Raw genomic sequence first — 26,665 nt, 5'->3', positions numbered from 1 at the left:
GATTGCATTTACGGCATTGCTAACAGCAAACGTCGCAGATGAGCAGGCAACGTTCATATCAAAAGCATAGCCGTGCGCACCCAAATGATGTTGCAATTCAATAGATAGTGCCGGGTAAGGCCGCTGCATATTCGACGCCGCGCAAATAATTAAATCTATATCTGCAGCGGTTTTACCTGCCTGCGCCATTGCCTCGCGGGCGGCAATGAGTGCCATTTCAACCATTTCAGGTATCTGCTCTTCCGATCTGCGTTCAAACACAGGACGCATAATGGCAGGGTCTAAAATGCCTGTTTTATACAGCACATGTCTGGATTTTATCCCCGATGCTTTTTCAATGAACTCGCAGCTTGAATGTTCAAGCTTATCCACAGTACCTGCATCTATCGCATCGGCATGCTCAGTATTAAAGTTGTCTACATACTGGTTATAGCTGGCCACCAGCTCTTCATTGCTGATTGTTTCTTCAGGCGTAAACAGACCTGAACCGCTTATCACAACATTTTTCATTTTTTTGCCTTGTCCTGCAGTGGTTTTGTCACCATCTGTTTAATGTGGCCAGTATAACTGAATTTCCACAGCGATATAAATGCGTCTGCCGTCATCTGCTGTTCAGGGCCGATTTATGCAGGCCGGTGTACAGTGGCATACGGTCTGAGCCATAATAGGGCTGGTTTCTTATTTTCTCGTTTCGTTTTGTCAGGACACTGCATTACTCATGTCTATCCCCCGGCTGCTATACAGCTTGGCACTGTTTGCCTTGTTAACAACAAGTTTTATGCTTTGCGCGCAATCGCAGCTAAAGTTGCAGGTGACCGGGATTAAAGGTGCCTTAAAAGACAACGTAGACATTTACTTGCAAAAGTTTCAGGAAGATGACGCCATACCGGGCCTGAGCTTTCACTCTGAACTCGAACGTGAAGTACGCACCGCCCTTGAAGCTTTGGGCTATTACCACAGCGAAATTCAGATAGAAGCCTCAGCTGAGCAGCCGCATAACATTACGTTACATGTTAACGCGGGTGAACCGGTCAGAATCGAAACCGCGGATATTCAGCTGCTCGGTGATGCCGCAGCAGATGAAGATTTTCTGGCGCTGCAGCAACAGCAGGCCCCCGCCGTCGGAAAAGTGCTGCATCAGGGCCATTATGATGGCTTTAAACAGGCGCTGCGCAATCTGGCGCTGCGCAAGGGCTATTTTGATGCACGCTATACGGAAACCCGGCTTGAAGTTGCGGCAGATTTATATCAGGCTTTCATTCATCTGCACTTTGATAGCGGTACACGCTATAAGTTTGGCGAAGTCCGCTTCCACGGCAATCAGATAGAAACCGAGCGGCTTCATTCAATGCTGCCGTTTGCCCCAGAAGATGACTACCACGTTAATAAGCTCGGCGAACTAAACCAGACGCTGGCGGCCAGTGGTTGGTTCAGCTCAATACTGGTTGAAGGCGACGTGGAGAATATCAAGCAGTATCACCTGCCGATTGAAGTTAATCTTGAGCCAGAAAGGCGCAATATTATCGAAACCGGTATCGGTTACTCGACAGATGTCGGCCCGAGGTTGAAGCTGAATTGGCACAAACCCTGGCTGAATAAAGCTGGCCACAGTTTGCGCTCGGATATGGCGATATCCGAAATTGAACAAAGTATAGAAGCTGCATATAAATTACCGCTCACGACCGCAGCAACTGACTTTTATCAGGTGCAGCTTGGTTTTCGTAACCGTGACAATGAAGACACCGCCAGCCGTGAATCAAATTTATTGCTCGAGCGCTACTGGCTGCTAAGCAGTGAGTGGTACCGCACGGTGTCGGTGCGCTGGCTGTATGAAGATTTCGTGCAGGCAGATCAGAGCGACAACATCAGCCTGATTATGCCGGGGGTCAGCTATAACCGCACCAAACAAAAAGGCGGCTCCATGCCCTACTCGGCTAACCGCTTATCACTAAGAGTTGAAGTATCGGATGAAGCCTGGGGCTCTGATGCAAGCTTTGTCAGACTGCGTGGCAGGGCCGGCTGGATCGGTAGCGCCGGAGACAATCACCGCTTTGTAACCCGGGTAGATGGCGGCGCTATTTTGATGGAAACACTGCGAAGTCTGCCGCCTTCTTTGCGGTTCTTTGCTGGCGGCGACAATAGTATACGCGGTTACAGCTATGAAACCGTCAGCCCCCGCAATGATGAAGGAGAGCTTACCGGTGGGCGCTACATGCTAACCGGCTCGCTTGAATATCAGTATCGTCTGAGTGGCAACTGGTGGCTGGCAACCTTCACCGACTACGGCAGCGCCTGGGACGATACGCCTGACTGGGTACAAGGCGTCGGAGCAGGTGTGCGCTGGGCATCACCGGTAGGCCCGGTACGTCTCGACTTTGCCTTTGGTTTAGATCAACTTGGTGGCGGTAGCGGTTTCCAGCTGCATTTTTCATTGGGGCCTGAACTATGAGCTGGCACCGCAGCAAAAGGATCGCTAAACACAGCCTGAAATGGTTGAACTGGACATTATTGCTACCTGCACTTTGCCTGGTGCTGGTGACTGTTATCTTGCTCTACACCACATCCGGACTGCACCTGACCTTGTGGTTGGCACAAAAATCAGTCCCTGGCTTACAGATAGAACACAGTGAAGGTACCGTGCTGGGTGGCACGCAGTTGCGCGGTATTTACTATCAGCAGGACACTATTGAGCTTAGCGTTGAGCAGGCAGAACTGCAGGTTAACAACAGCTGTCTGTTTAACCTGAGTGTCTGCGTTGACAAACTGCAATTGCAAGGCGTAACACTTGAGTTGTCTCAGGCCAATACCGCTGAAAGTGAAACAGAAAATAGCAACATGGCTGCAATCTGGCTGCCTTTCCCGCTAACGGTTAGCCAGTTGGCAATTAACAACAGTACCCTGATTATTGCCGGCACAAAGCTGGAATGGGAACGTTTTAGTACAGGTATAGAGGCCTGGGGCAGTAAAGTGCAACTAAACGAGCCGAGCTGGCAGCAGGTAACCCTGCTGATGCCGGATAACAATGACAATAGCACGTCGGCCGCCGAATCTGCCTTTAGCTATCAACCACCAGAGCTTACCAATTTCAGCTTGCCACTTAGCCTGTTTGTTGACCGGTTTAAACTGACTGATTTTACACTGCAACAGCAAGCGGGTGTGCAACAGTTAAAAGCATTGCATTTCTCACTGCAATGGCAACAACAGCAACTTGAAGTGTTGCAGCTGGAGATTAACCATTCACAGCTAAATGTGCATGGCAGCGCAAAACTCACTACAGAGCATTCATATCCGTTGCAGGCCACTTTGCAGATGCAACTGACAAACGGCGAGCTTAACGGACAACAACTGCAGTTAGACGTGTCAGGCGATTTATCTGCTCTGCAGTTACAGGCTGACGCATCAGGCCCGCTGACAGCATCACTTAGTGCAGCAGCGGATCTGTTACAGCAAACTCTACCACACCAATTACAGCTACAAAGCGAACAACTGCAATGGCCTGCGGCGGCAGAGCAGCCACAGCTTCGTCTGTCTCGCAGCAGTCTGACCTTAAAAGGTGATTTGCAACACAGCCATTTCAGTGGCCGCAGCAGTATCAAAGCCAAGGATATGCCAGATGCTGCCGCTGAATTCAGTGGCAGTATTGGTCTGAACGGCGCGACACTGGAACATTTGCTGCTGGATACACTTGGTGGCCAGCTGGCACTAAATGCCACACTGAACTGGCACGACAGCTTTAACTGGCATGGTCAGGTAAAACTGCACGATATTCAGCCAGGTACTTTCTGGTCCGAGTACAGCGGTAAGCTAAACGGCGCGCTGCAACACCATGGCCAGGTGACTGCAGATCAAGGCTGGCGGGTTGATATCTCTGAAATGGCGCTGCAGGGAACTTTGCGCGATTACGCGCTGGAACTTAATGGCGCGCTAAAGCTGGCAGACCAAACCGGCGATGGTGATTACCGGCTCAGCACCGATGGCCTGAACATTCAGCACGCAGATAATTCGCTGTCAGTTAAAGGCTCACTGCAACAAGACTGGGACCTGACATTAACGGCAGATATTCCTGCTTTGGCACAATCAGTGCCCGGCGCTAAAGGCAGCATGAAAGGTGAATTTCGCATCACAGGCTCGCAAAAGCAACCTGAACTTAACGGCGATATCAGTGCGACTAAGCTGCGCTGGCAGGATCTGCGCCTTGAGCAGCTGACGGCCAGCTTTGCGGTTTGGCTGGATACTAATCAGGTACTCAATACCCGTATTGGACTTGAAGCTAGCAACGCGGTTTACCAGAAGCAGCAACTGCAAAAAGTACAGATTAATCTTGCTGGTAATGAACAACAGCACCAACTGACATTGACACTCGACAGTAAGCAGCATCAGGCAGAACTGCAACTGAGCGGAGCTCTGTCGCAGCAGCGACAGCTGTGGCAGGGACAATTACAAAAAGCACAATTGAGCAGCCTGCTCGGCAGCTGGCAGTTGCGCCAAAGTGTAGATTTGCAGTTTAAACCGGCTGCCAACCAGTTCAAAATGGCCGCGCACTGCTGGCAGCAACAGGCCAGCAGTATTTGTCTAAGCGAGCCTCTGCAGTTTAGCAGCAACAAGCTTATCGCCGCTTTGCACATTGAGCAGTTTGATTTAGCCACCCTGACACCGCTGATGCCTAATCAACTTCGACTATCCGGTATCGCGAATGCCCGGCTGAACGCGAACTGGCAGCAAGGACAACGGCCTCAGGCCACGTTGAGCATAAGCAGTGATAACGGTGAGCTGACACAGCAAACTGAACAGCCGCTCACAATGACCTGGCAGCAACTTAACCTTAGCAGCAAGCTGTCTGATGACACTTTGCAAAGCAGTTTAACCCTGGTGCTAAGTGATGAAACCAGATTGGATGCGACAACCAATATTACGCAACTGCAAACGGATAACCGGCAACTTGCAGGTAACGTCAGGCTGACCCGCTTTGCCTTAAATGTCTTGCAGCCATTACTGGGCGAGTTCAGCGAACTTAAGGGAGAGCTTTCCAGCGAGCTTGAGCTTGCCGGCAGCCTGGATCAGCCATTATTGAATGGTCAGGTCGATATCAGTGGGGTCAGAGTAAAAGGCAAACAGGCCCCCGTGGATATAGACGATGCAGATATCACACTGACATTGTCTGGCCAGCAGGCCAGGCTGCAGGGGCTAGTTACTACCGCAAAAGGTGAAATAAAGCTGTCAGGTGAAGCCAGCTGGCAGCAGCTTTCTGATTGGCAGGCCCAGGTTAACATTAGCGGCGATGAACTGCGGCTTCAGGTGCCCCAAGCGCGCCTGTCGGTAGCGCCGGATCTGATACTTAAAGCGACTCCGGCACTGACCCGTTTAAGCGGCACCGTAACAATCCCCCGGGCCAATATCAACATCGACAACCTGCCACAAAATGCAGTCGAGCTGTCTGATGACTTAGTATTACTGGATAAAAAACTGCAGCCGGTTCCTCTGCAGGAAAAATCAGTGTTTGCCTTTGAAACGGATATCAATGTTGTGTTAGGTAACCGGGTGCGGTTATCCGCTTTTGGCCTGAAAACACTGCTAAACGGCAAACTGCGGGTGCGTCAACAGCCCGGACGCCCCCTGCTGCTAAATGGCGATGTCAGTCTGCAAGATGGTACTTTCCGCGCTTATGGCCAGGACTTACTGATCCGCAAAGGTAAAATGAATTTCAATGGCCCCGCCAATCAGCCATTTTTGAATATCGAAGCGATACGCAATCCTGACAATATGGAAGACGATGTTATCGCCGGGATCCGCGTAACAGGCCCCGCGGACGAGCCGAATGTCAGTATTTTCTCTGAACCGGCAAAAGCTCAGGCTAACGCGTTGTCCTATCTGATCATGGGCCGTGACCTGGACAGCGGTGGCGGCAACACCGGTAATGCGGTAACCACCAGCTTACTGGGCATGACACTGGCATCAAGCAGCAAAGCGATTGGCGAAATCGGTGAAGCCTTCGGTTTACAGGACCTGACACTGGATACCGCAGGGAGTGGCGATAATTCTCAGGTGACAGTCAGTGGCTACCTGTCACGTGATCTGCAATTAAAGTACGGTTACGGTATCTTCAATGCAGTTGGCGAATTTACGCTACGTTACCGCCTGATGCGCCGCTTGTATCTGGAAGCCGTGTCCGGACTGGATAACGCGGTAGATCTGCTATACAAATTTGAGTTTGACTAAGTATCAGCCCTAAGTAGCAGGTGCTGATACCGCCCAAGTGACGCATAAGGCTCCGTGCGGTTATATTGCAGTTCAAGCGCCAGTAACTGGTCAAAATGGCTTTGTTGCAACGCTCTGTCGCGCAGATAGTCATGAAAACAGCGAACACCTGTTTTTTGCAGCAGAGTAAAACCGGCTTGCTGGCACCACTGTGCTACATCTGCCGGTACTAACGGCTGCTGAGGGTTCAGACTCACTTTCTTTTTTACCTGAAAATCAGCAGTAACATAATCAAAATTACCAAACAAAATATTGCCAAAACGTTTGGCGTCTTTGTTATAGAACATTAACGACAATATCCCACCCGGCAGCAGTAACCGTTTTAGCTGCGCAATTGCCAGCTCCGGCTCGGCCAGCCACTCCAGCATGGCATGGCACAATATCAGTGGATAACGCTGCTGATGTGAGATGGCAAGTTCGGCCAGGCCGGTCTGTTCAAAACTGACGTTGTCCAGCTGTTGCTGCTGAGCTTGCTGCTGTGCAAGCTGCAACATCTCACCTGAAATATCGGTCAGGTGCACACTGTGCCCCTGCGCTGCCAGCGCCAGCGCCAGTTGTCCCTGCCCCGCCCCGACATCCAGTATCCTGGTCGGCTGGCGTAAAATATCTAATTCAGCCAGATCACGCAGCAGCACAGACTGGCGCAATTTGCCTTTAGTACTGCTGTAAATATTGCGCTGAAATTTTGTCGCTATGCCGTCAAAACTGCGATCTGCTTTTATTTTCATGCCGGGTTATCAATATCAATGAATTGTACGTCTACATCAAACTGGCTGGCGATATATTCACCCAGCGCTTTGACACCATAGCGCTCTGTCGCGTGATGCCCTGCAGCGATAAAGTGAATACCCAACTCCCGTGATAAATGAATGGTCTGCTCTGAAACTTCACCACTGATAAATAACTGTGCGCCGGCTTCAGCTGCCTGCTCAATGTATCCCTGACCACCGCCGGTGCACCAGGCCAACCCGTTAACATTGCCGATACCAGCATCATGTACCAGCAAATCACGACCGAGCGCTTGTTTTAATCTTGCCGCGATATCTGCCAGTGCAACACTCTGCGCTAACTGCCCTTGCATCAGAACCCCAAGTGGTTCAGTTGACGTTACTGCCGAAATATTATCAGCGCCCAGCAATGCCCCCAGACGGGCATTGTTGCCAAACCTGGGATGAACATCCAGTGGTAAGTGATAAGCCAGCAGATTGATATCATTACGTAGTAACGTTTGCAGTCGCGCTTTTTTGATACCGGTTATCTGTGGCGATTCGTTTTTCCAGAAATACCCATGATGCACCAACACGGTATCAGCCCCCGCTGCAACTGCTGCGTCGAGCAAAGCCTGGCTGGCTGTTACACCGGTAACGATTTTACTAACAGTGTTGTTACCTTCGACCTGCAACCCATTCGGGCAATAGTCACGAATTTTATCACTCTGCAGCTCTGCATTAAGAAAACTGACTAACTGCGTGCGCTCAATCATTGTTCTGAATTCCTGTTAACTGTATCGGCGCTTATTGTACTGCAACAGATAAAAAAACAAGCATATTTGTCTAATCAAGGCAAAATGTTGTATAAATAGCGAGCTACATGCACAAATAATGTCTGTTAAGGATCCGTATGACTAAATTGGATAAAGATCAGGTTGTTGCCGATTTTACAGCAGCCTATAAAGCCGCTTTTGGCAAGGCACCACAACTGGAGCAAAAACCAGGCTGGTTCAGCGTAGACGGCGGTAAAAATATCCGTCTGGCAGAATTAGCAGAACTGGGCGCCAGCTACAGTGCCGCCAAAGCAAAACCTGCCGCAGAGAAAAAAGCTGCTGCGCCTAAAGCGCCGGCAAAAGCGGCCGAAAAACCTGCTGCTAAACCTGCGAAGAAAACCAAAAAAGCCGCATCTGGCGATGGCCAATCAGCTACAGCACTTTGGAACCAGCGGATTGGTGCGGGTCAGCGCCCACCAAGAGGCAGCCGCTGATAAAACGCTCAGTCTGGCTGTGTTAAGGCAGCCAGACGCGTTTTTGCCTCAATCCATTGCCCCATAAATTTAGTGCTGCGAAAAGCATGATGTTTTAGCATTAATCCGGTGAAGTTATGCTGCCGGTGCTGCGTTAAATGCTGCTTAATACTACTCAGCTGCTGCCATATTCTTGCCATATGCCGTGCCTGGCTGAACTTAACCTCAAGCGTAGCAAAACCAGATTGCTGTGCCTGCAGCCAAAGTTCAGGTTGCTGATATAAAGCCAGCGCCGCCTGTGCAATAGCTTCGCTGCTATTGGCGATTAAGCCCGGCCAACCATTATCTGCCATCATCCCTTCGGCACCAATATCCGTTGTCACACTGGGTGTACCAAAGCGCATGGCATCCAGCAGTTTTCCTTTTAATCCTGCCCCATAAGCTAAGGGTGCCAGGCACACTCTGGCTTGCTGCATAACCTCAGCGACATCGTCCGCCCAGCCTTTGAGCAGAAAACCCTGTCTGGGGTTATGCAACGCTGTTGCTTTAGGCGGCGGATAAGCACCATAAATATGCAGCTCTGCTTCAGGTAATGCCTGCCGGATCCTTGGCCAGATATCTTGCTGCAGCCACAACACCGCCTGCCAATTCGGCGCATGGCGAAAGTTGCCAATGGTAATAAAATGCTGACGCTGATTAAAATCCGGCGAAGTGCCAGGCTGGGTGTCTGACAATAAAAACGGGCAGTAGCAGAGCAAATTGGCCGGTACGGCATAATGCTGCTGCAGTAACTGTATTTCATACTCCGAGATAACAAATGTCAGGTCACAGCGGTAAATTGCGGCAATTTCACGCACTGCAAGTTCAGAATTCAGCGCCTGGACATCTACAGTAACACCGCGTTGAAAACTGCGCAGACGCGCATCACGCAGTGCATGACAGTCCTCCATATCCAAAATACGTATAGCAGCGGGACATGCCTGCTCCACCCGCCAGCCAAACTGTTCTTCCAGCATAAAGCGGTCGAACATCACAGCGTCGGGTGCCAGCTCTGAAATCCACTCGTCAAAGCTGCTGTCATTCAGACTGATCTCGTGCTCGCTCACGCCTATAGTACTTAACATAAACCGGTGTGGGCTAAACTCTGCTGCGCTGGCGAATATGACCTGCCAGCCCTGCTCAATAAACAGCTGGATTAAACTCAACATACGATAACCTGCTGCAGATGAGTTTGGTTCAGGCCAGACATAACCAACAATGATAAGCAATGGCTGCTTGGATGACGACATATCACCTCCGCAAAAAAGCGCATTCTAACGACTAATTGTCTGCAGTGACAGCTTGGTAATTAAGCTTGCCATGCTAAGATAACCGCTATAGCGACGCTAACGGAATGATAATGACTACGACTCCCTACTCACCGCTCGAAGAGCTTTGTCATGCCTTAAGTCACGGTATAGGTGCCATCCTCAGTGTTGTCGGCCTTATCCTGATGTTACAACTGGCAGTCGTTAGTGATGACAACTGGTATTTTATCAGCAGTATCGTATACGGCTGCAGCCTGATCCTGTTGTACAGCAGCTCGACGCTTTATCACGCGGTTTCCCATGTTGCTATAAAACATAAACTTCGGCAGTTGGATCACGCGGCCATATTTATTCTCATTGCCGGCACTTATACGCCATTTACGCTGATTAACTTACGTGATAACTGGGGCTTGCCGTTATTTACGCTGATTTGGACAATTGCTTTGGCAGGGGTATTTATCGAACTGGCAACCAAATTGAAGTATAAAAAATTATCGCTGGCATTATATTTAGGCATGGGCTGGCTGGTTATTGTAGCCATTCAACCTATGTTAAATAACGTGGCAACCGGTGGTTTATTACTATTACTCGCAGGCGGGCTAAGTTACTCTTTCGGTGTGATTTTTTACATCTGGAAACGATTATTCCTGCACCATGCTATCTGGCACCTGTTTGTGCTGGCAGGCAGCGTATGCCACTTTCTGGCAGTGTATTTTTACGTGCTTAGTAAATAAAAAAGGCCGGACAAAGCCGGCCTCATCTTTTAGTACTGATAACTGAACGTTACACCACTGAATGCGGAATAAGCACGAATTCCCACATGCCATGTTCCCGATTGCGGATTATTAATAGTACACACCTCGTTATTACCATCCTGATATGGCCGGCAATCATAAGCAGTAGTACTTGGTTGGCTGCCATAACGGACGTATAAATCAGCATCACCTGTGCCACCTGAGATCTGGAATGTCACCGACGATACGCCTGACGGGATCTGGTAGCTGCCTCTTAGCCATTGGCCGGTAGTTGCTGACAGATTAGGGAAGGATGCACCACCGCCCGGAGGTGTACCACCACCGCCAGAGCCGTCACAACCATTGTTGGTCAGGTAATCATGGGCAGCTTTAGCTTTAACGATACCCCAGCCGTATGAAGTGTCACGGCCTGCTGAGCCACGGTCTTCAGCTGTAGCATTTAACGCACTGCGGATTTGCGCCGGCGTACACTGAGGATGGTTGCTCCATACCAAAGCTGCAACACCTGCTACATGCGGTGAGGCCATAGAGGTGCCGCTGATACTGTTATAGCCGCCGTTATTCCAGGTAGAGTTAACACTGACACCCGGGCCTGACAATTCAACCTGCGAATTGCGCTGCGAGAAGCTGGCTAAAGAGCCGCTTGAGTTTACTGCCGCAACTGAAACCACTGAATTGTATGATGCAGGATATGAGAAGCTGGTATTGCCATCATTACCCGCAGCGGCAACCAACAGCATGCCGCCGTTGTAAAAATTGGTCATGGCGTTGTTTTCTGTCTGGTTAGAAGAACCACCACCCAGGCTCATATTCACCACTTTAGCACCGGCATCTTTGCACGACTGAATCGCGGTAATTAAATTAGATGCCGTGGTCCAGTTACCACTATCATTAAAAATCTTAACGATATGAACACCCGCCTGACCTGAGCCAATAACGCCAACAACACCGGTACTGTTGTTCAGGGCAACCATAGTACCCGCCACATGTGTACCGTGACCGTTACCATCCGAGTACCAGTTGCCATGACCTGAAAACGCATAGCCCGTCACGCCGGAGCTTTGCAGATCTTCATGGTCGTAGTCATAACCTGTATCAATTACACATACCTTAGTATTGCCGGCACTACCGTCGCTTACCTGGTTCGCCTGTACCATGGAAATACCATAAGGTGTTGTTTGTGCCATCGGTGTAATAACATCCATGATATAGCGTTTAGAATCTTCCTCTACATACGCTACTGTAGGATCGCTTTCCAGCGCTTTACGCTGTTTAGGCGTCAACTCCGCCACACTGGCGTTGATAAAATCAAGATGAGATAAAGCGGTAACGTTGGCTTTTTGTAGTGCTTGCTGTGCCCTGGCAACAGAAAAAGTGGCAGTGCTGGTTGTGCTGCTATCTGCAGATAAGGCAACCTGATCTTTATATTTAATAATGTAACGGTTGGTTGTTTCATCAGACAACGCAGATAAATTCTGTGCTGGTTCTGTTTTTTGTATTCCTGCCGCAACCGCAACTGAAGTAAGGCTTAACGCAAAACAACCCGCCGACAGAGCTGTCAGCATCTTTGTAGTAGTCTTTTTTTTCATCATAGTACCCTTGGTTAATTATGTAGGTCCCTGTTGTACATGACGCATCCTGGCGCGGAAAAAATAACCAACTGCAGAGCATACATCCATTACAAATATATTATAAATTAGTTACAAATGTATGAGATTGTCAAAAGCTGATAGCTATATATAACTATCAGAAACAAAATAGTTTTTTCAGGTACAAGATAGGATTGAAGTAACGAAAAATTACCAGTGTTAATGCACGCATCGACGCTGGTCAGGCTCGTTGTAATCTGAACCAGAAAGTCGTGCCCTGCCCGACAGCTGAGGTAAAACCAATATCGCCGTGATGGTTTTCAATAATTTTTTTGCAAATAGCCAACCCCAGCCCAGTCCCCTCTCGCGTCCTGCTGTCTGAACTGTCTGCCTGGGAGAATTTTTCAAATATGTGCGACTGAAACAACGCAGGAATACCACAGCCATGATCCTCCACCTCAAGCAGCACGTCTGTGTCTGTGGTGCTTAAACGGACAATAACCATAGCGCCTTCTGGTGAAAACTTAATTGCATTTGAAACAAGATTATCAATAACCTGGCGCAGCCGTAATGCATCTGCATTGACGCTGTAACTACCGGGACTGACAGCATCAAGAGTCAGCTCTACCTTAAACTGCTTGGCATAAGGTTGCATCACCTGTACCGCCTGATGAGCCAGCTCAAGTACATCCAGTTTATTAATACTGAGTTTAAAAGTGCCGGCGGCAAATTTCTGCAGATCCAGTAAGTCATTAATAAGATGCGCCAGCCTTTCACTATTAGCCTGAGCAGTATGCAGCATCTCGGCATACACCGGATTGTCCGGCGTCACAACGTTTTGTGCCAGCAGGCCCACAGCTCCGCGAATGGCGGTTAGCGGAGTCCTCAGTTCATGACTTACCGTAGCAATAAAGTCGTCTTTAAGTTTATCTAACCGCTTTAATTCTCTATTCGTGCGTGCCTGTTCATCCAGACTACGTTCCAACTGCTTCGTGCGCAGAGACAGTGTGACGGAGCTTTCTTCCAAAGCCCGGGTGCGCTCAGCCACCCGTGTTTCTAAAACCAGTTGTGCTTTAGCTTTGCTATCTACCGCTGATTGCAACAGCCGGTTCACCTGCCTGATATGCCTCATACGGTAGACATGCATCAGCCATAACAACAAACTCACTGCCGCAATTGCACAGTACTGTACCCACTTCTGTTGCCACCAGCGCGGCAAAATCTGCAAAGTAGCCACAACACGAGGCTCACTGAACACGCCATGATTGTTAGATGCTTTTAACCAGAGCGGGTAACTGCCAACCGGCAAGTTTGCATAAAACGCACTGTTGCGGGCCCCTGCAAGTACCCATTCTGAATTAATGCCTTGCAGTTTATAGTGGAACTGATTGCGCTGCGGATCCTGATAATCCAAAGCGCTGAACTCGAAGTTAACGGTATGATTATCCGGCAATAGTTTAATCAGCCGCCACGGCTGGCCATGTGGTTTTAACAACAATTCCTGGTGATCAATAACCACTGCAGATAACGTCGGGTCGGGTATGAATGCATTGCCTTTTAGTAATTGCGGGTCAACCACAACCAGCCCGCCCATAGAGCCGAAAAATAACTGCCCGTCTTCCGCGTACACAGCCTTGGTGTTCAATTCAGTGCTAGCCATCCCGTCCCTGCTATTATAGTTAGAGAAACGTTGCTGCTCAGATGACCTGTGTGCAAGGCCTTTAGCCGTCATTACCCACAACTGCTGCTGGCGCTGCACAACACCCAGGATAATCTCCGACGGCAATCCCTCTTCACGCCCAAGCAATTTTTGCTCTGCCGTTGTCCGGTTATATAGAATCAAGCCGTCTCTGCTGCATATCGCCAGTATGCCAGCCTGTTCACTGACACATTGCACATTATTGTGTTCCAGCGTTATTGCCGAGCTTGTTGCAGTAGTGTATTGCTGTATTTTTCCGCTTGGCAGATCAATCTGAAACAAGCCACTGTAACGGGTAGCGACCCATAGCTGGCGATCGGTACCAACAAACACTTGCTGTACAGCGTTACCAACCGAGGTTTCCGCTAATTCTGCTAACCAATGCTGAACCCGGTTTTCTGCCGGTTGCCACGCGATAACACCTTCTCCCCACATCCCGAGATACAAAGTGTCTTTTGCATCGATATATAAATCACGTACATTGCGGTTTGATACGTTCGTCAGATCAAAAGGCATGTCTACTTTTTCTATACCGTCGTCAGTAAAACGATACAAACCAGCATCTGTTGCAATATAAACCAGCCCACCACTGTCGGCCGCTATTGCATTCACCCTGGTGTTAAGAGCCAGCCGTGTAAACTGCCCATCGCTGAGCTGTATGTGATAAAGAGCATCAGTACTACCCAGCCAAAGTGTGTTCTGTTGCTTTAAAATTGCTGTAACAGAGAACGGTTCTTGCTCAGACAGCTCAGCAGAAATGCTGGCTATATCGGAAAATGCCTCGCTGGATACAACATTACGATACAGTCCACTCTCGCGTGAGCCAAGCCACAATACGCCTGAGCGGTCCCGCATTATGCTTCTTACATTAACATGTGACAGGTGCTGTTCAGTATCAGAGACAGTAACTGCGCCCGGCGTTAACCTGTGCAAACCGTTGTAGCTGCCTATCAGTAACTGATGCTCTTCGTCATCGGCAAATAACACATTAACAAGCGGTTCTGCCTGAGCAAGAGGCTGGGGAATAAAGCGCTGTTCTTCAGGCACATAACGAAATAAACCTTGCCGGCTGCCAACCCACAGTTGATCCTGCAAAACAGCCAGGGCCCTGATTTCATTTTTTCTGCTCAGGCTATCTGCATCAGTCACCAACTGGGCAACCTTACTTAAACCACGGTCTTCGCGCCAACTGTGCAGACCGGCTGACGTTCCAATCCAAACGGTGCCATCTCCCGTCTGCGCCAGACTCCAGATACGTTGGTCAGCAAGTGATACCGCTTCGGTCTCACCTCCCACATTAACAATACTGTCATCAGTGTTAATGCGGCTTAGGCCCGATGTAGTGCCGACCCAAAGCCGCTGCTTTGAATCCAGCATCAGTGCCTGGATCTGGTTACCTGCCAGCCCCTGCACTTCACTAAAGCGATGTAATGTTTGTGTGCGGGCATCCAGCCTGGACAACCCCAGCCCCCAGGTACCTGCCCAGATATTGTCTTTCTTATCGATAAGCACAACGCCAACATCAGGAGTCTGATGCTGCTGCAGCTCTTGTGCAGTTAAAACCTGAAACTCGTCGAAGCGATAGCCATCAAAGCGCAGTAAACCCGAATTAGTCGAGCCCAGCCATAAGTATCCGGCTTTATCCTGTTGCACACTGTAGATGGTGGCATTAGGCAGACCATCATCAACACCCAATCGGTTGAAACGTTCTTCAGCACTGACACTGGCGCAAAATACCAGTAAAAGAATAAAGCGTACCGTGAAAATTGTCCTTATCTTCAGGTAATGCAAAACAACCTCGTCATAAAAAGTCGTTGGGAATGAATAATATCTGACCGTGCGCAGCAGCCTAACCATAGCATAGCCATTATCGCTTTACAGCGGCAACGGTATTAAATATACCGCGACACTTTCGCTTAGGGTTGCATTCTTTTAGAATCGTCGCCATTACCCGGTTTAATTAAGTTGTTTTCGGAGAAATTCATGTCTGATGCTAAACACAGCCGCCTGCTTATTCTAGGTTCAGGCCCGGCTGGTTATACTGCGGCCGTTTATGCTGCCCGCGCTAATCTTAATCCAGTACTGATCACAGGTATGCAGCAAGGCGGTCAGTTGACAACCACAACTGAAGTCGAGAACTGGCCGGGTGATGCTCATGGGTTAACTGGGCCGGCATTGATGGAGCGCATGCGTGAACATGCTGAAACATTTAATACCGAAATTGTGTTTGATCATATTCACACGGTAGATCTAAAGCAAAAACCCTTCACGCTAACAGGTGATAATGGTACCTACACCTGCGATGCCTTGATTATTTGTACCGGAGCTTCCGCAAAGTATCTCGGTTTGCCGTCTGAGCAGGCATACAGTGGCCGGGGTGTTTCTGCCTGTGCCACCTGTGACGGATTTTTCTACCGCAACCAGAAAGTCGCGGTTGTCGGTGGTGGTAATACCGCAGTAGAAGAAGCGCTGTATTTATCCAATATTGCTGCAGAAGTGCATCTGGTTCATCGTCGCGACAGCTTTAAAGCAGAAAAAATACTGGTAGACCGCCTGATGGCGAAAGTAGCAAGCGGCAACATCGTGCTGCACACACACCGCGAGTTAGATGAAGTATTAGGCGACGATATGGGCGTTACCGGTGTTCGCCTTAAATCAACCAAAGGTGAAGCCGAAGAGCAACTTGCGCTGCAAGGCGTATTCATTGCGATAGGCCATCAACCTAATACCGATATCTTTAAAGGCCAGTTGGATATGAACGGTGGTTACCTTAAAGTTCACAGCGGAACTGAAGGTAACGCCACCCAAACCAGCATTCCCGGCGTGTTTGCAGCCGGAGATGTGTCAGACCATATATATCGCCAGGCTATTACGTCAGCAGGGACAGGCTGTATGGCCGCACTTGACGCTGAACGTTATCTGGACGCTTTAAACAAGTAACCATTTTGACCATATACCTGCCAGAGTTAGATGCGCATGATGTCAGCTTTCCTGAGTTGCATCATGCGCTGACTGAGCCGGATGGTTTGTTGGCAATGGGCGGAGACTTATCGACCGCCCGCCTTGTCAGTGCTTATTCAACTGGTGTTTTCCCCTGGTTTAGTGAAGGCGATCCGCTGCTGTGGTGGAGCCCATCTGTCCGTGCAGTTTTTCCACCGGATACGCTAACATTAAGCCGCACACTGAAAAAACAGATAAGGCGCCACAAGCTGCATTTCAGCGTGAATACCGCCTTTGCTGCCGTGACAAAACACTGCGCCGCACCGAGAGCAAAGCAACCAGAAACCTGGGTTGTACCACAAATGCAGCAGGCCTATTTGCAACTGCATCATCTGGGCTATGCGCATAGCATTGAAGTCTGGCAACAGGAAAAGCTGGTTGGCGGTTTGTATGGTGTAATGATTGGTCAGCTGTTTTGCGGCGAGTCAATGTTTAACCTGTTACCCGATACAGCAAAAATTGCTTTGGTCGTGCTGCAGCACCATTTAAAAACAGTGGCTGAAGGCTGGATAGATTGTCAGCTGCCAAACCCATTTCTGCAGCAGATGGGGGTGCAGTCCATTCCCCGCGAAGAATATATCGGCTTGTTACAGCAATTAAGACATAAAACGGTCGCCACCTCACACTGGCAAGCACGCAGCATCGCGCAGGATATCGCTGATGCATGAACTAAAGTTTGGTCTTACAGCTGAAGCACAGTGCAACTATCTGCCACAACAACAGGAACAACTGGTATTTTTGCTGCCGCAGCAGCCAGTCGATGCCGTTTTATATCAACAGTTGCTGCAACTGAATTTTCGCCGCAGCGGTGAGCAGGTTTACACGCCTTATTGTAAAGCGTGCAGAGCCTGTCAGTCAGTCCGTATTCACCCTGTCACCGCTAAATACAGCCGTAGCCAACGTCGTATACTCAACAGAGCCGACTACAACGCATGGCACTACCAACTGACTGACACACCATCCGTTGATTATTTTCCATTGTTCTCTGATTACATTAATCACAAACATAATGATGGCAGTATGTACCCTCCTTCCAGAGATCAATTAGACACAATGACGCACTGTTCGTGGTTAAAGGTGCGCTTTCTGGAGCAGTACTACCAACAACAACTGGTTGCCGTAACGGTTGTTGACGAAACAAGTGACGCTTACTCTGCTGTTTACACATTTTTCCATCATAGTGCAGCAGGATTCTCTCCGGGCATACTGGCCATTCTGTATCTGTTGCAGTGCACTGCCCGCGATAACAAGCAATGGCTGTATCTCGGGTATCAAATTGATAGCTGCCAGAAAATGGCGTATAAGGCTGCTTTTTTGCCACAACAACGTTTTATCAACGGAGAATGGTGCTCATTTGGCTAAAAAAGCGCTTGTCGCTTTACTTATGCTGATGATTTCGGCACAATCTGCGCAGTTTTTTATGGTTCACCCAATTTTAAGAGGCAAGTACGCTGAATGGCGAAGGAAGACGTAATTGAAATGCAAGGTACCATTTTGGATACCCTGCCAAATACCATGTTCAAAGTTGAACTGGAAAACGGCCATGTCGTTATCGCTCATATTTCAGGTAAAATGCGTAAAAACTATATCCGTATTTTAACCGGCGATAAGGTAACCGTAGAGCTAACACCATACGACTTAACAAAAGGCCGTATCGTGTTCCGTCAGCGCTAAATAATGCTTTAAGGTCTGACGCTAAACCCGGCTAACTGCCGGGTTTAATGCTTTTATAACGGCCTGTTAGTCTGTCAATGCAGCCTCAGCCTGAGTGTGATAATCAAATTGCAATTGATCATTCACCAGTTCTACTTTGACATCACCGCCATGTAGCAGGCGCCCAAATAGTATTTCATTAGCCAGTGGTTTCTTCAGTTGCTCCTGGATCACCCGGGCCATTGGGCGTGCCCCCATCGCATGATCATAGCCTTTCTCAGCCAGCCACTGCCGCGCTGCGCTGCTTAGCTCCATCGACACTTGCTTTTTATCCAGCTGCACTTGCAGATCACAGATAAACTTGTCGACGATCTGCAGAATGATGTCAGATTCCAGGTGTTTGAACCAGATAATGCCGTCAAGCCGGTTTCTGAATTCAGGGCTGAAGGTGCGGTTTATTTCCGATAACGCATCATGGCTATGGTCCTGCTGTTTGAAGCCGATTGATTTACGAATCGTCTCCTGCACACCAGCATTTGTTGTCATAACAAGTACTACATTACGAAAATCTATTTTGCGGCCATTATTATCCGTCAGGGTGCCATGATCCATAACCTGCAACAGAATGTTATAGATGTCGCTGTGAGCTTTTTCTATTTCATCCAATAAAACCACTGAGTACGGATGTTTAGACACAGCATCGGTCAATAATCCGCCCTGCTCAAAACCAACATAACCCGGCGGCGCACCAATTAAGCGGCTGATCGCATGGCGTTCCATATATTCGGACATATCAAAACGCAGCAGCTCTACACCCAAAGCTTTCGCCAGTTGTTTGGTCACTTCTGTTTTACCCACGCCAGTCGGACCTGCAAACAAGAAATTGCCTATCGGCTTCTCTTCGTTACCAAGACCTGAACGCGACAACCGGATGGCTGCTGTCAATACCTCTATTGGCTCATCCTGGCCAAACACAACCAGTTTCAGATTCCGGTCAAGGTTTGCCAGCACATCCTTGTCGGAAGCAGACACAGACTTTTCCGGGATCCTGGCCATTTTGGCAATTACATGTTCTATCTCCGGCACGTTAATAATTTTGCGACGCTTGGAAGATGGCAGTAATCGCTGACTGGCTCCGGCTTCATCAATAACATCGATGGCTTTGTCCGGTAAATGCCGCTCATTGATGTACTTGGCAGATAATTCAGCAGCAGCACGAATAGCCTTCTGTGTATAACGAACATTATGGTGCTGCTCATAGCGCTCTTTTAATCCCAGCAGTATGCGGGTAGTGTCGTCTACGCTGGGCTCTGCCACATCTATTTTCTGAAAACGCCTCACTAAAGCAGTATCTTTTTCGAAAATGCTCTTAAATTCCTGGTAAGTGGTAGACCCCATACAGCGTAAACGCCCGCTGGATAGCAGCGGCTTTATCAGGTTGCTAGCATCCATGACGCCACCCGACGCTGCTCCAGCGCCTATTACAGTGTGTATTTCATCGATAAACAAAATAGCGTCTTTCTCACGCTCTAACTCTTTAAGTAAAGATTTCAGCCGCTTCTCGAAATCTCCACGATACTTAGTTCCCGCCAGTAAAGCACCCATATCCAGGGAGTAAATCGTTGCATCCGCAATAACCTCAGGCACCTCTTTGTGCACAATGCGATAAGCCAGACCCTCGGCAATCGCTGTTTTCCCAACGCCGGCCTCGCCCACTAACAGAGGGTTATTCTTTTTGCGCCGGCACAATACCTGTATAGCCCTCTCAACCTCATGCTCACGGCCAATCAAAGGGTCAATCTGGCCATTTTTAGCTTGCAGATTAAGGTTGGCGGTAAAGTTCTCCAGGTATTTGCTGTCATCTGTTACCTGTTCAGTACCATCTTCCTGTACATGCTCGTCATGCTGCTCCAGCTTCTCGGTTTTGGTCACACCGTGAGATATAAAATTAACGACATCAAGACGGGTAATATCAATTTTTTTCAGCAAATAAACAGCCTGAGATTCCTGTTCACTAAAAATAGCGACCAGCACATTTGCCCCCGTTACTTCGGCTTTACCTGACGACTGCACATGAAATACGGCCCGTTGCAGTACACGCTGAAAACCAAGTGTAGGCTGAGTATCGCGCTCCATCTCACCTTCCGGCAATACGGGCGTAGTAGAGTCAATAAAACTGGAAAGCTCCTGACGCAACTTCTCAATATTTGCACCGCAAGAGCGCAATGCTTCACCTGCTGCTGGGTTATCCAGCAGCGCTAATAATAAATGCTCTACCGTCATGTATTCATGACGGCGTTCACGCGCAAACCTGAAAGCCAAATTCAGAGTTAACTCAAGATCTTTATTTAACATATACCACTCCTAATCCACCTGAGTAACGACACCAGAATCATGCAAAGGCTTACCTTATGCGCGTTCCATAGTGCATAGCAGTGGGTGTTGGTGTTCTTTTGCATACTGCATCACCTGTTGCACCTTAGTCTCTGCTATTTCTGCTGTAAAAATTCCACAAATCCCCTTTCCTTCATAATGCACTTTTAACATTATTTCCGTTGCCTGCTCGTACTGCATGTTAAAGAAACGGCTTAAAACATCGATGACAAAATCCATCGGTGTATAGTCATCGTTGTGCAGTACCACTTTATACATCGGAGGTGGAGCTACCCGTTGTCGCGTTAACTCTTCTAAATCACTGTACTGTTCGTTACTATCTTTATTGCCGCTCATAAACTATAGCCACGCCTGTGTATTCCATCAAAGGGTTAAAAGTTAATTATTGGTAAAATTTTGGTTTAATTTTGCAAATAACTTGACTGTCTGCTCAAATTATCTACATTAGTTGTTGGGATCAACAACAATCCCGCTATTGAGACTAGAATACAGAATTTAGCTAACTTAGAGAAGGAAGTAAGTTGTATGGCTACCGGTAAAGTAAAATGGTTCAATAATGCCAAAGGATTTGGATTTATTCGTGAAGATGGCCGTGATGAAGATATCTTTGCTCATTATTCAACCATTAGCATGGATGGCTACCGTACGCTAAAAGCCGGACAAGATGTGGAATTTGACTTGTCTGAAGGCCCCAAAGGCTTACACGCTGTGAATATTAAAGTGCCAGGTGATTTGACAGAGTAAAATATTCGCTGAGCGTAATGCAGGCTTAGTGTTACCAGGAACGACGGCAAAAAAGCAGGCACATAGCCTGCTTTTTCTTTATGGTGTGTCTTAGTTAAGCGTTGGCCAATGCCTGGTTAAAGGTGTGGCTTGGACGCATCGCTTTGGACGCCAGTTCAGGATTCGGACGGTAGTAACCGCCGATGTCGACAGCCTTACCCTGAGCGCCATTCAGCTCAGAAACGATCGTGCTTTCCTGCTGCTGCAGCACAGCTGACAGTTTCGCAAAGCGGGCTTGTAATTCTGTATTGCTAGTCTGAGCAGCTAAGGCTTCAGCCCAATACAGTGCCAGATAAAAATGGCTACCGCGGTTATCAAGTTCGCCCAGCTTACGGCGCGGTGATTTATCGTTATCCAGAAACTTCGCAGTGGCTGCATCCAGTGCATCTGCAAGCACTTTCGCTTTGTCATTACCGGTTACCTGACTTAAATGCTCTAGTGATGCAGCAAGAGCCAGAAATTCGCCGAGTGAATCCCAGCGCAGGTAATTTTCTTCAATAAATTGTTCGACGTGTTTTGGTGCAGAACCACCGGCCCCGGTTTCAAATAAACCACCACCGTTCATCAGTGGTACGATAGACAACATCTTCGCACTGGTACCCAGCTCCAGAATGGGGAATAAATCGGTCAGATAATCACGCAGTACGTTACCGGTGACCGATATAGTATCCTGACCTTGCTTCATCCGTTGCAGCGATAAGCGGGTAGCCTCAACCGGGGAAAGGATCTGAATATCCAGTCCGTCAGTATCGTGCTCTTTTAAGTACGCTTGAACTTTAGTAATCAGCTGTGAATCATGTGCCCGGGCGCTGTCCAGCCAGAATACCGCGGGTGTATCACTTAAGCGCGCACGGTTAACAGCCAGTTTTACCCAGTCACGGATTGGTGCATCTTTAACCTGACACATACGCCAGATATCACCCTGCTCTACCACATGCTCAAATACCACTTCGCCCTTGCTGTTCAGAACCTGAACTTTGCCATCCGCAGCGATTTCGAAGGTTTTGTCGTGTGAGCCGTACTCTTCTGCTTTTTGAGCCATTAAACCAACGTTAGGCACTGAGCCCATAGTGCGCGGATCAAAAGCACCATTTTTCTTACAGAAGTCGATTGTTTCCTGATACACACCGGCATAGCAGCGATCAGGGATCATCGCCTTGGTATCTTTTAACTTGCCATCAGGACCCCACATCTGGCCTGAACTTCTGATCATGGCCGGCATAGACGCATCAATAATAACGTCGCTTGGCACGTGCAGGTTAGTGATACCTTTGTCAGAATTGACCATCGCAAGAGCAGGTTGTGCTGCATAACATGCTTTGATATCTGCCAGAACTGCGTCCTGTTTAGCTTGCGGTAATGTCGCTACTTTGGCAAACATATCACCGGCGCCATTGTTAACATCAACACCCAGTTCAGCAAACAACGCTGCATGTTTTTCAAATACCGGCTGGAAAAACTCCAGCACTGCATGGCCAAACATAATAGGGTCAGACACTTTCATCATCGTCGCTTTTAAATGCAGAGACAGTAATACATCTTGCTGCTTAGCTTCGGCTATTTCATGCTGATAAAACGCGCGCAACGCTTTTTTACTCATGGTGGCGGCATCAACAACTTCACCTTCTAACACTGCAACTTTGTCTTTAAGAACTTTTACTGTTCCATCAGTAGCCAGATGCTGAATTTTGAGGTTGTCTTTACCAGCAAAGGTTGCCGACTGTTCACTGCCATAAAAGTCACCGCTGTGCATATGCGCAACATGGGATTTAGAACTGGCAGACCAGGCTCCCATGCTGTGAGGATTCTTCTTCGCATATTGCTTAACAGATGCCGGCGCGCGGCGATCTGAGTTACCTTCACGCAGTACCGGGTTGACTGCACTGCCTTTAATCTTATCGTAGCGTGCTTTGATATCGCGCTCTTTATCATCTTTTGGTTCAGCCGGGTAATCCGGCAGCGCATAGCCTTGTTGTTGCAGTTCTTTAATCGCCGCTTTTAACTGTGGAATAGATGCGCTGATATTGGGTAACTTAATAATGTTTGCATCAGGACGATTGGCCATTTCACCCAGTTCAGCCAGTGCATCAGCGATACGCTGCTCTGCAGTTAAAAATTCGGGGAAATTAGCAATAATCCGACCAGAGAGCGATATGTCACGTGTTTCAACTGCTATGCCAGCAGCGGCTGAAAAAGCCTGAACGATAGGCAATAAGGAATAAGTAGCCAGCGCTGGCGCTTCATCGGTTTCGGTATAAATGATTTTTGCAATATCTTTTGACATGTTAGTTCCTGTAATGTGTTCGCGATCAGCTGGCTTCAACAGGCCAGTTCGCACCTTCATCCGGGCGATGTTGATGTTTTAAACGCATTTGTTGCAAAGCGGCGGTAGTATAGCAGCATGACATTCAATAAAATAGGCAGCTGCCTGCTCCAGCGTGTTGCATGCGTTACGGTAAATAACGTCTTTTCAGGCCGACCTTTTAACCTGGCTTAACAGCTCGAAATATGACCCGATGCTATGAATTTCAAAGACAAAAAGACAGCAAAACCTGCAAAGAGCAGACAGAAAGTGCAAAATAATCCATATGCGAAAAAACGCAATGCGACCAAGGTCGACAATCCAACCATAGTGTTGTTCAATAAACCCTACGATGTATTGTGTCAGTTTACCGATAACAGCACTCCGGCACGCGCTACCTTAGCCGATTACCTGCCTATACCCGAGGTCTACGCGGCAGGCAGACTTGACCGGGATAGCGAAGGTTTACTCCTACTGACCAACTGTGGCAAAACACAACATCTGATAAGCGACCCCAAACATAAGATGGCAAAAACATACTGGGTGCAGGTAGAGGGTCTGATAAGCGATGCGGCTCTTGCGCAACTAATACAGGGTGTTGAACTAAAAGATGGCATGACACTGCCGGCTCAAGCCGAATGCCTTACTGACCCGGATATCTGGCCGCGTACCCCACCGATCAGGCAGCGTGTGGATATCCCGACCAGTTGGATCAGTCTGACTATAACAGAAGGCCGTAACCGTCAGGTAAGACGGATGACAGCAGCCGTTGGTTACCCTACTTTGCGGCTGATCCGGGTAAAAATCGGTAATTGGGCACTGGGCGACCTGCGTCCCGGGCAATATCAGGTTCACCCACTGGCATAAGGATATACATACAAATGAGCCGGGAACAGTTGCACTTAACAGTAGCCGCAATAGTACACTTTGAGCAGAAATTTTTACTGGTTGAAGAAATTGATAAACAAACTGGCCAGAGGGTATTGAATCAACCTGCCGGCCATGTAGAGCAGGACGAAGACTTGCTCAGCGCAGTAAAACGAGAACTGTATGAGGAAACCGGATTGCGGCTCGAGCCCAGCGCATGGTTAGGTATCTCACAGCTAAAGGCCTCCAACGGTCATCGTTATGTCAGACTGAATTTTATATTTGAGCCAGACAAACTCCCCGCTCACTATCAGCCGCAGGACAGCGATATTCTGGCCCTTCACTGGTACGATAGCCATCAGTTATCTGCCACAACACTGCCACTGCGCAGTCAGCTTGTAAGTGATGCAATAGCAGCTTACCGCCAGGGCGTGCGGATACCGCTAACACTAATCCAACCAACGCGATAACATGCGCAGTAAACAAATTTGATGTATAATCCGCGCCTTGATTTTTTGCTCCTTCTAAAGCGCGGGTGTTATGCCAGATAATCTGTCTGCCAACAGCAGTAAAAAAGTCATCGTCGGTATGTCCGGTGGTGTTGATTCGTCAGTTTCAGCCTACCTGTTATTACAACAGGGATATCAGGTTGAAGGCCTTTTTATGAAAAACTGGGAAGAAGATGACAACGACGAGTATTGCGCCGCAGCTGAAGACATGCGTGATGCTCAGGCGGTCTGTGACAAACTTGGCATAGTGTTACACAAAGTAAATTTCGCCGCAGAATACTGGGACAATGTATTTGAATATTTTCTGGCAGAGTACAAAGCAGGCCGTACTCCTAACCCGGATATTATGTGCAATAAAGAAATCAAGTTTAAAGCATTTCTTGAATTCGCAGCAGAAGCACTGGGTGCAGATTACATCGCGACCGGGCATTATGTCCGCCGCCGTTACCAAGAGGGGCACTGGCAGCTGCTGCGTGGCTTGGACAATAATAAAGATCAAAGTTATTTCCTGTACACCATTGGCGAAGAACACGTTGCCCAAACACTGTTCCCGGTGGGCGAGCTGGAAAAGCCAGCTGTACGCGCGATTGCAGAGCAGCAAGGCCTTATTACCCATGATAAAAAAGACAGTACCGGCATCTGTTTTATCGGCGAGCGCAAGTTTAAAGACTTTTTACAACAATATTTGCCTGCGCAGCCGGGAGATATCGTCACGGTAGACGGCGACATTATTGGCCGCCATGAAGGCCTGATGTACCACACTCTCGGCCAGCGCAAAGGCCTTGGCATTGGCGGGTTGCGTGATGGCGGTGACGAGCCCTGGTACGTTGTCGGTAAAAATCTGACCGATAACCAGCTCATCGTGGCACAGGGTCATGACCATCCGAGTTTGCTATCGCGTGGCCTCATAGCCAATCAGTTACATTGGACTGACAGAGTTGGACCTCAAACCACTTTGCGCTGCTCGGTTAAAACCCGCTACCGTCAGACAGACATACCCTGCACATTACATCTCAACGCAGATAATAGTGTTGAAGTGATTTTTGATACACCGCAAAAAGCGGTAACCCCGGGGCAATCTGCAGTATTTTATCTGGATGAAGTCTGCCTTGGTGGTGGAATTATCGACGTGGCATTGAACTGATTATGCAAGAATCTCTATCGACACAAATTATTGCACTGGCGGGCTTATGCCAGGCGTTAAAGCTGGTACAACAGGTCGCCCGCAGCACTGAGCAGGATAAAGCCGCATTAAATATCATGTTAAACAGTGTAGCAGTCATTGATGCAGAACAGCCGCTGTCTATATATGGTGACAATGAGGTTAATCTGGCTACTGGCTTAAAACTGATCGTCGATCAACTCGGTGACAAACCACAGAAAGATGTTGAACTTACCCGTTATATAGTAGGCGTGTTGGCACTGGAGCGGCGATTGCATAAAAGCCCGGCTAATTTAAAGCAGCTTGGAGACAAACTGCAGCATCTGCAACGCCAGCTGCAACACTTTGCTGTTACCGACGACAATATGCTGGCAAGTCTGGCAGACATCTATTCGACCTGTATCAGCAGCCTTGGCAGTCGGATCCAGATATAT

Annotated in this window: 21 protein-coding genes and 1 pseudogene; 13 read left to right on the top strand and 9 right to left on the bottom strand. The window is 48.5% G+C overall.

Features of this window, described 5'->3' with window-relative positions:
- Positions 1–510: pseudogene (locus tag VIN66_RS01885) on the bottom strand (beta-ketoacyl-ACP synthase III); the annotation flags it as partial.
- Positions 511–811: 301 nt separating this feature from the next.
- Between VIN66_RS01885 and VIN66_RS01880 the strand changes: the two are divergent.
- Together VIN66_RS01880 and VIN66_RS01875 are read left to right on the top strand one after the other, a co-directional pair.
- The gene (locus VIN66_RS01880) at positions 812–2,449 is read left to right on the top strand and encodes an autotransporter assembly complex family protein (protein ID WP_331922414.1); all 1,638 of its coding nucleotides are present in this window, start codon (positions 812–814) and stop codon (positions 2,447–2,449) included.
- Positions 2,446–6,216 (top strand): translocation/assembly module TamB domain-containing protein, encoded by a 3,771-nt coding sequence (locus VIN66_RS01875; RefSeq protein WP_331922413.1) that lies wholly within the window; start codon positions 2,446–2,448, stop codon positions 6,214–6,216. The genes VIN66_RS01880 and VIN66_RS01875 overlap by 4 nt, the downstream gene beginning before the upstream one ends.
- Here VIN66_RS01875 and VIN66_RS01870 read toward each other — a convergent pair.
- Positions 6,213–6,983, bottom strand: coding sequence for a methyltransferase domain-containing protein (locus VIN66_RS01870; RefSeq protein WP_331922412.1), 771 nt, complete (start codon positions 6,981–6,983; stop codon positions 6,213–6,215). The two genes, VIN66_RS01875 and VIN66_RS01870, sit on opposite strands and share 4 nt — an antisense overlap.
- Positions 6,980–7,738, bottom strand: a complete 759-nt coding sequence (locus VIN66_RS01865; RefSeq protein ID WP_349257525.1) for a Nif3-like dinuclear metal center hexameric protein — start codon at positions 7,736–7,738, stop codon at positions 6,980–6,982. Before VIN66_RS01865 ends, VIN66_RS01870 begins: the two co-directional genes overlap by 4 nt.
- Positions 7,739–7,875: 137 nt before the next feature.
- On the opposite strand from VIN66_RS01865, the gene VIN66_RS01860 reads away from it, so the two are divergent.
- Positions 7,876–8,232, top strand: coding sequence for a hypothetical protein (locus VIN66_RS01860; protein ID WP_331922411.1), 357 nt, complete (start codon positions 7,876–7,878; stop codon positions 8,230–8,232).
- Between the two features lie 8 nt (positions 8,233–8,240).
- Here VIN66_RS01860 and VIN66_RS01855 read toward each other — a convergent pair whose 3' ends face one another.
- A complete protein-coding gene (locus tag VIN66_RS01855) occupies positions 8,241–9,500 on the bottom strand; it encodes a glycosyltransferase (RefSeq protein WP_331922410.1) in 1,260 nt (419 codons plus the stop codon).
- A 110-nt stretch (positions 9,501–9,610) separates the two neighbouring features.
- Here VIN66_RS01855 and trhA point away from each other — a divergent pair, with 110 nt between their 5' ends.
- Complete coding sequence (gene trhA / locus VIN66_RS01850; protein WP_331922409.1) at positions 9,611–10,252, top strand: PAQR family membrane homeostasis protein TrhA; 642 nt, start codon at positions 9,611–9,613, stop codon at positions 10,250–10,252.
- A gap of 29 nt (positions 10,253–10,281) precedes the next feature.
- On the opposite strand, the gene VIN66_RS01845 is transcribed toward trhA, so the two are convergent.
- Positions 10,282–11,865, bottom strand: coding sequence for a S8 family serine peptidase (locus VIN66_RS01845; RefSeq protein ID WP_331922408.1), 1,584 nt, complete (start codon positions 11,863–11,865; stop codon positions 10,282–10,284).
- 238 nt (positions 11,866–12,103) lie between these two features.
- Positions 12,104–15,418 (bottom strand): ATP-binding protein, encoded by a 3,315-nt coding sequence (locus VIN66_RS01840; protein WP_331922407.1) that lies wholly within the window; start codon positions 15,416–15,418, stop codon positions 12,104–12,106.
- Between the two features lie 126 nt (positions 15,419–15,544).
- Here VIN66_RS01840 and trxB point away from each other — a divergent pair, with 126 nt between their 5' ends.
- From trxB to infA, 4 genes are all read left to right on the top strand, one after another.
- On the top strand, positions 15,545–16,501 hold the full coding sequence (gene trxB / locus VIN66_RS01835; protein ID WP_331922406.1) for a thioredoxin-disulfide reductase: 957 nt from the start codon (positions 15,545–15,547) through the stop codon (positions 16,499–16,501).
- Between the two features lie 5 nt (positions 16,502–16,506).
- On the top strand, positions 16,507–17,229 hold the full coding sequence (gene aat, locus VIN66_RS01830; RefSeq protein WP_331922405.1) for a leucyl/phenylalanyl-tRNA--protein transferase: 723 nt from the start codon (positions 16,507–16,509) through the stop codon (positions 17,227–17,229).
- Positions 17,222–17,923 (top strand): arginyltransferase, encoded by a 702-nt coding sequence (locus VIN66_RS01825; protein ID WP_331922404.1) that lies wholly within the window; start codon positions 17,222–17,224, stop codon positions 17,921–17,923. The genes aat and VIN66_RS01825 overlap by 8 nt, the downstream gene beginning before the upstream one ends.
- Positions 17,924–18,016: 93 nt before the next feature.
- Positions 18,017–18,235 carry a translation initiation factor IF-1 gene (gene infA, locus VIN66_RS01820; RefSeq protein ID WP_008610216.1) on the top strand — a complete coding sequence of 73 codons (219 nt, stop codon included), beginning with the start codon at positions 18,017–18,019 and terminating at the stop codon, positions 18,233–18,235.
- A gap of 66 nt (positions 18,236–18,301) precedes the next feature.
- Here the strand turns inward: infA and clpA are convergent, their stop codons facing one another.
- Complete coding sequence (gene clpA / locus VIN66_RS01815; protein ID WP_331922403.1) at positions 18,302–20,569, bottom strand: ATP-dependent Clp protease ATP-binding subunit ClpA; 2,268 nt, start codon at positions 20,567–20,569, stop codon at positions 18,302–18,304.
- A gap of 54 nt (positions 20,570–20,623) precedes the next feature.
- Entirely contained in the window at positions 20,624–20,944 is a 321-nt protein-coding gene (gene clpS / locus VIN66_RS01810) for an ATP-dependent Clp protease adapter ClpS (protein ID WP_331922402.1), read from the bottom strand.
- A gap of 189 nt (positions 20,945–21,133) precedes the next feature.
- Between clpS and cspD the strand changes: the two genes are divergently transcribed.
- The gene (cspD, locus tag VIN66_RS01805) at positions 21,134–21,352 is read left to right on the top strand and encodes a cold shock domain-containing protein CspD (protein ID WP_008218396.1); all 219 of its coding nucleotides are present in this window, start codon (positions 21,134–21,136) and stop codon (positions 21,350–21,352) included.
- A 94-nt stretch (positions 21,353–21,446) separates the two neighbouring features.
- On the opposite strand, the gene VIN66_RS01800 is transcribed toward cspD, so the two are convergent.
- A complete protein-coding gene (locus VIN66_RS01800; RefSeq protein WP_331922401.1) occupies positions 21,447–23,675 on the bottom strand; it encodes an NADP-dependent isocitrate dehydrogenase in 2,229 nt (742 codons plus the stop codon).
- Between the two features lie 288 nt (positions 23,676–23,963).
- Here VIN66_RS01800 and VIN66_RS01795 point away from each other — a divergent pair, with 288 nt between their 5' ends.
- The 4 genes from VIN66_RS01795 to VIN66_RS01780 all read left to right on the top strand — a co-directional run.
- A complete protein-coding gene (locus VIN66_RS01795; protein WP_331922400.1) occupies positions 23,964–24,560 on the top strand; it encodes a pseudouridine synthase in 597 nt (198 codons plus the stop codon).
- Between the two features lie 14 nt (positions 24,561–24,574).
- The gene (locus VIN66_RS01790) at positions 24,575–25,030 is read left to right on the top strand and encodes an NUDIX domain-containing protein (RefSeq protein WP_331922399.1); all 456 of its coding nucleotides are present in this window, start codon (positions 24,575–24,577) and stop codon (positions 25,028–25,030) included.
- A gap of 70 nt (positions 25,031–25,100) precedes the next feature.
- Positions 25,101–26,213: a tRNA 2-thiouridine(34) synthase MnmA gene (mnmA, locus tag VIN66_RS01785; protein WP_331922398.1), complete on the top strand. Its 1,113-nt coding sequence runs from the start codon at positions 25,101–25,103 to the stop codon at positions 26,211–26,213.
- Between the two features lie 2 nt (positions 26,214–26,215).
- On the top strand, positions 26,216–26,665 hold a 450-nt coding region (locus VIN66_RS01780; protein ID WP_331922397.1), incomplete at its 3' end, for a lysogenization protein HflD.

It is taken from the genome of Rheinheimera sp. (assembly GCF_036568245.1).
Lineage (GTDB): Bacteria > Pseudomonadota > Gammaproteobacteria > Enterobacterales > Alteromonadaceae > Alishewanella.
The sequence above is the reverse complement of the archived record's forward strand: the minus strand, read 5'-3'. Positions and strand labels throughout refer to the sequence as shown.

What these genes read in the sequence shown, in the direction of transcription:
- clpS (WP_331922402.1), bottom strand. Translation starts at nt 20,944, where the DNA reads ATGAGCGGCAATAAAGATAGTAACGAACAGTACAGTGATTTAGAAGAG.
- VIN66_RS01855 (WP_331922410.1), bottom strand. Translation starts at nt 9,500, where the DNA reads ATGTCGTCATCCAAGCAGCCATTGCTTATCATTGTTGGTTATGTCTGG.
- VIN66_RS01860 (WP_331922411.1), top strand. Translation starts at nt 7,876, where the DNA reads ATGACTAAATTGGATAAAGATCAGGTTGTTGCCGATTTTACAGCAGCC.
- VIN66_RS01845 (WP_331922408.1), bottom strand. Translation starts at nt 11,865, where the DNA reads ATGATGAAAAAAAAGACTACTACAAAGATGCTGACAGCTCTGTCGGCG.
- VIN66_RS01870 (WP_331922412.1), bottom strand. Translation starts at nt 6,983, where the DNA reads ATGAAAATAAAAGCAGATCGCAGTTTTGACGGCATAGCGACAAAATTT.
- VIN66_RS01800 (WP_331922401.1), bottom strand. Translation starts at nt 23,675, where the DNA reads ATGTCAAAAGATATTGCAAAAATCATTTATACCGAAACCGATGAAGCG.
- infA (WP_008610216.1), top strand. Translation starts at nt 18,017, where the DNA reads ATGGCGAAGGAAGACGTAATTGAAATGCAAGGTACCATTTTGGATACC.
- mnmA (WP_331922398.1), top strand. Translation starts at nt 25,101, where the DNA reads ATGCCAGATAATCTGTCTGCCAACAGCAGTAAAAAAGTCATCGTCGGT.
- cspD (WP_008218396.1), top strand. Translation starts at nt 21,134, where the DNA reads ATGGCTACCGGTAAAGTAAAATGGTTCAATAATGCCAAAGGATTTGGA.
- VIN66_RS01865 (WP_349257525.1), bottom strand. Translation starts at nt 7,738, where the DNA reads ATGATTGAGCGCACGCAGTTAGTCAGTTTTCTTAATGCAGAGCTGCAG.
- VIN66_RS01790 (WP_331922399.1), top strand. Translation starts at nt 24,575, where the DNA reads ATGAGCCGGGAACAGTTGCACTTAACAGTAGCCGCAATAGTACACTTT.
- VIN66_RS01875 (WP_331922413.1), top strand. Translation starts at nt 2,446, where the DNA reads ATGAGCTGGCACCGCAGCAAAAGGATCGCTAAACACAGCCTGAAATGG.
- clpA (WP_331922403.1), bottom strand. Translation starts at nt 20,569, where the DNA reads ATGTTAAATAAAGATCTTGAGTTAACTCTGAATTTGGCTTTCAGGTTT.
- trhA (WP_331922409.1), top strand. Translation starts at nt 9,611, where the DNA reads ATGACTACGACTCCCTACTCACCGCTCGAAGAGCTTTGTCATGCCTTA.
- trxB (WP_331922406.1), top strand. Translation starts at nt 15,545, where the DNA reads ATGTCTGATGCTAAACACAGCCGCCTGCTTATTCTAGGTTCAGGCCCG.
- VIN66_RS01840 (WP_331922407.1), bottom strand. Translation starts at nt 15,418, where the DNA reads ATGGTTAGGCTGCTGCGCACGGTCAGATATTATTCATTCCCAACGACT.
- VIN66_RS01825 (WP_331922404.1), top strand. Translation starts at nt 17,222, where the DNA reads ATGCATGAACTAAAGTTTGGTCTTACAGCTGAAGCACAGTGCAACTAT.